At 44.6% G+C, this 3665-nt stretch carries 4 protein-coding genes; 1 reads left to right on the top strand and 3 read right to left on the bottom strand.

All coding sequences use genetic code 11. The features are described 5' to 3' along the window. Both PX484_RS15370 and PX484_RS15375 read right to left on the bottom strand, forming a co-directional pair. Nucleotides 1-352: response regulator (locus tag PX484_RS15370; protein ID WP_288104568.1), on the bottom strand; the 352-nt coding region annotated here is incomplete at its 3' end. A 70-nt stretch (nucleotides 353-422) separates the two neighbouring features. Then, a complete protein-coding gene (locus PX484_RS15375; protein ID WP_002803156.1) occupies nucleotides 423-905 on the bottom strand; it encodes a hypothetical protein in 483 nt (160 codons plus the stop codon). Nucleotides 906-1074: 169 nt separating this feature from the next. On the opposite strand from PX484_RS15375, the gene PX484_RS15380 reads away from it, so the two are divergent. After that, entirely contained in the window at nucleotides 1075-2448 is a 1374-nt protein-coding gene (locus PX484_RS15380; RefSeq protein ID WP_287767580.1) for an HD domain-containing phosphohydrolase, read from the top strand. 215 nt (nucleotides 2449-2663) lie between these two features. Here the strand turns inward: PX484_RS15380 and hpnH are convergent. Next, on the bottom strand, nucleotides 2664-3665 hold a 1002-nt coding region (hpnH, locus tag PX484_RS15385), incomplete at its 5' end, for an adenosyl-hopene transferase HpnH (protein ID WP_288104572.1).

A 3665-nucleotide genomic window follows, 5' to 3' on the forward strand; every position in this document is an offset into this window, starting at 1 on the left:
ATTTGAGAAAAGATTGCGAATTATAGGGTTTGAGAAAATAATCGTCGGCTCCCGCTTCCAAACAGGCGAGACGTTCTTCTAGGGTTTCTTGAGATACTAACAAAATAATATAAACGCGACTTCCCTGGGAACGTAAACGACGACAAAAAGTCACACCCGCTTCCTCCGCCAGGAAGCGATCGAGTATAATCATCGCTGGCTGCCAACTTTGCACTTCTGGAAAAGCGATATCAATGCTAGGCACAATCAGGGGACGATAACCCGCTTCTTTCAAGTCCGCACTGGCTAGTTTAGCGATATTCTCCTCAATTCCCACCAAGAGAATCGAAGAACTCAGAACTGATGTACTCATGAGTCAGCAGCGGTAAAGAAATAGGAAAGATAGGGAGGCGACTAGCCAATTATACTTAATTGATTCTCGCCTAACCGATTTGAGATAAAAAAGTTAACGCTGTGGTGCGTTGGACAAAATTACCATTGACAGACCAACCAGTTACTCGATCGGGGGACGACCAGAGGCTAAGATGGTCTACAGGGGGATCTGCATAAAAATTTTCTTGACCGCTACCCAATAAACAGGAACTCCAATGGGTAAAATAATCGTGACTAAGGCGATAAATGGGAAAATTACCGATTAATGGCACTCCCCATCCGTCCAGAGCGATTAAAGCTCGAATTTTCGCCCCTTGAGCTTGCCAATAATGAGCTAAAGCGATCGCATTTACCACCCCCGCACTAAACCCAATTAAGGTTAGGTCTTCTCCCAGTGAAAAAGCTTCATTTAAGCAAGAAAAAGGAGAAATAATAATATAGGGACGTAATTTGACCGATTTGCTCCCCAGATGTCCTAAAAAATCCTCGGTCAATCTAGAATCATGAAAACCCGTACAAATCACTAAGGTCATAAAATTAAGTAAAAAGCTATGAGGAGACAGTAATCAGTTATCAGTAATCAGTAATCAGTTTTTTCTCCCTGCTCCCCTACTCCGTCTCCCCACTTCATAATTCATAATTCATAATTCCCTCTCCCCACACCCCACACCCTTCTCCCCATTTCCCCTAATCTTGCCACTTATGACCGTAGAATCCAGTTTACAACAGTTAAAAAGAGCTTCATCGGGACGATTACCCAGCAGTTACGGGGTCTATTTTAAGAATACCCTGGTGGCTCTGTGTCATGCTCTTGAAGATCATATCTTGCAAACTAGCAGCCCTGATAGTACAAATAAACCACTGGTCTTAGTCACCTTTCAACAGGGAAAATGGTATTTACAGGAGGCCGAGCGCTATTTAGATATTGCTCGCTCTTCTCGTCATATTGCGATCGCTGCCGTGGCCGATAGTGGTTTTTCTGAGCATAAAACCGGCAGTTTAGAGAATGTTTCGCTAGTTAACTTAGATAATAGCGATAGTTTGGTTAATGAGTGGAATTTAATCATTCTTTCCCCCGATTACGCCTCCATGGTACTCTGTCATGAGTTATCCCCGGAAGAATACCAGTCCGATAGTCAACCCCAAATAGACACGGAGCGAAAATTCTACGGTTTATGGACATTCGATCGCGATTTAGTCGAAAAAGCCGCTAGGATCTTAATTGAGCGTCTGCATCCTTATAATCCCAGTCTAGCGGCCGATTTAAGCAGACAACAGCAGGAAATTAGTCAAAATATTAATCCCATTCCCACGGATTTAACGGGAGTAGTCTCTCGCATTGTCACCTATCTGCAAACCAGTCAACAGCAGTTAGTCACCGTCAGCAGACAAACGCGAGAATTAAGCGACTTAGAAGGACAAGCATCCCGTTTAAATAAAAATTTGGCCGCTAATAAACTGCAAGCTTTTCTCAGAATGGCTCAAAAAGTCGATGAAAGAGATATTGATAATCCCCTCGCTTCCCTACAGGTGGCCGCTTTAGCGGAAATGTTGGGACAATTGCTCGATTTACCCACCCTAAGATTACGACGCTTACGATTAGCCGGTTTATTATACCGCATCGGTCTAGCGGAGGCTCCGATCGAAGTTTTTAGACAGCGTGCCAGTCAGTTAGAGGGAGCAAATGCGTTATTTTGGCGGGATCGATCGGTGTTAGGCGCACAATTACTCGCCACTATGCCCGAATTAGCCCCAATTCAACAGATTATTTACCATGAGTTTGAATACTGGGATGGTAGCGGGGTTCCCAACGGTTTAAAAGGGGAAGAAATCAGCCTAGAGTCGCGAATTTTAGGATTATCAGCCTATTTTCAGGAATTAACTCAACCGCGAGGCGACCGACTAGCTCTAGATTTAGGAGAGGCCCTAGAGCACTGTCAAAATTATAGCGGGATTCGTTTCGATCCCGCTTTGGTAGAAAAATTAAGTTCGGTAATTCGTCTGTGCGAAATGGGGTGGATGCAATTACCCGATCGCCCTAGTCAAGTCCCCGCCGTCTGGTTAGAATCAGTTTAGATTAGGGTCTGCGGCAAAAAGTTTTTCCTGGGGGTAGGGTGTGGGGTGTGGGGTGTGGGGTTTTACCCATTTTCAGGGGGTCAATTACCTAATTTTCAGGGAAAAAGAGCCTAAATTTCCCCCCCGATCCCCCCAAGGTCTGGCACTTTTTGATGGGAAAAAAGTCTAAAATTCTTATCCAACAAGGTTTTTAGATTTATTCAGCAGACCCTAGATTAGACTCCGATTAAACTCTGCATGGCACGTCCCATATTAGCCGGTTTAAAAGCTGCCATGGCCGCGGTCGGTTCATAGCCGCAATGTACCATACAATCGGCACATTGCGGATTGCCACTGGCCCGACCGTAGTTATCCCAATTGGTTTCTTCTAAAAGTTCCCGAAAGCTTTTGTAATGACCTTCGTTGAGCAGATAACAGGGTTTTTGCCATCCTAAAAGACTATAGCTAGGACTACCCCAAGGAGTGCATTCATAGTCCTGTTCACCGATGAGAAAATCGAGAAAGAGAGGATTATGGTTAAAATTCCACTTTTTCTGACCTGATTTCCAGGGTGAGAGAATTTCTCGGAATAAAGCTCTGGTTTGCTCCCGTTTCAAGAAACTATCTTGATCCGGGGCCCACTCATAACTATAACCGGGGGAAATCATCATGCCATCGATACCCAAAGTAGCGAGAAAATCAAAAAATTCCTGCATTTCTCGCGGTTCTGTGCCTTCAAAAACCGTGGTATTAGTAGTAACCCGAAAACCTCTCGCTTTCGCCGCTTTAATCCCTTGTACTGCCTTATCGAATACTCCCTCTCGATCCACACAGCGATCGTGATGTGCTTTGAGACCATCCAGATGGACACTAAAGGTAAGATAGGGTGAAGGAGTAAATTTATCTAGGCTTTTTTCCAATAACAGGGCATTGGTACAGAGATAGACAAATTTTTTTCTGTCCACTAACCCCTTGACAATTTCATCGATTTGTGGATGTAAAAGCGGCTCGCCTCCGGGGATGGAAACCACGGGAACCCCGCATTCTTCCACCGCTGCGAAACATTCTGCCGGGGTGAGATGATTGCGGAGGATTTCCGGGGGATGTTGAATCTTACCGCAGCCAGTACAGGCTAAATTACAGCGAAATAGGGGTTCTAGCATTAAAACTAAGGGAAAACGCTTTTTTCCTGCTAGACGCTGTTTCAAGATATAGGAAGCAACCACTAAAGCTTGTTG

Source organism: Microcystis sp. M49636_WE2, from assembly GCF_030065375.1.
GTDB lineage: Bacteria > Cyanobacteriota > Cyanobacteriia > Cyanobacteriales > Microcystaceae > Microcystis > Microcystis aeruginosa_C.

Coding starts and splice junctions, on each gene's coding strand:
- PX484_RS15375 (WP_002803156.1), bottom strand. CDS start 905: ATGACCTTAGTGATTTGTACGGGTTTTCATGATTCTAGATTGACCGAG.
- PX484_RS15380 (WP_287767580.1), top strand. CDS start 1,075: ATGACCGTAGAATCCAGTTTACAACAGTTAAAAAGAGCTTCATCGGGA.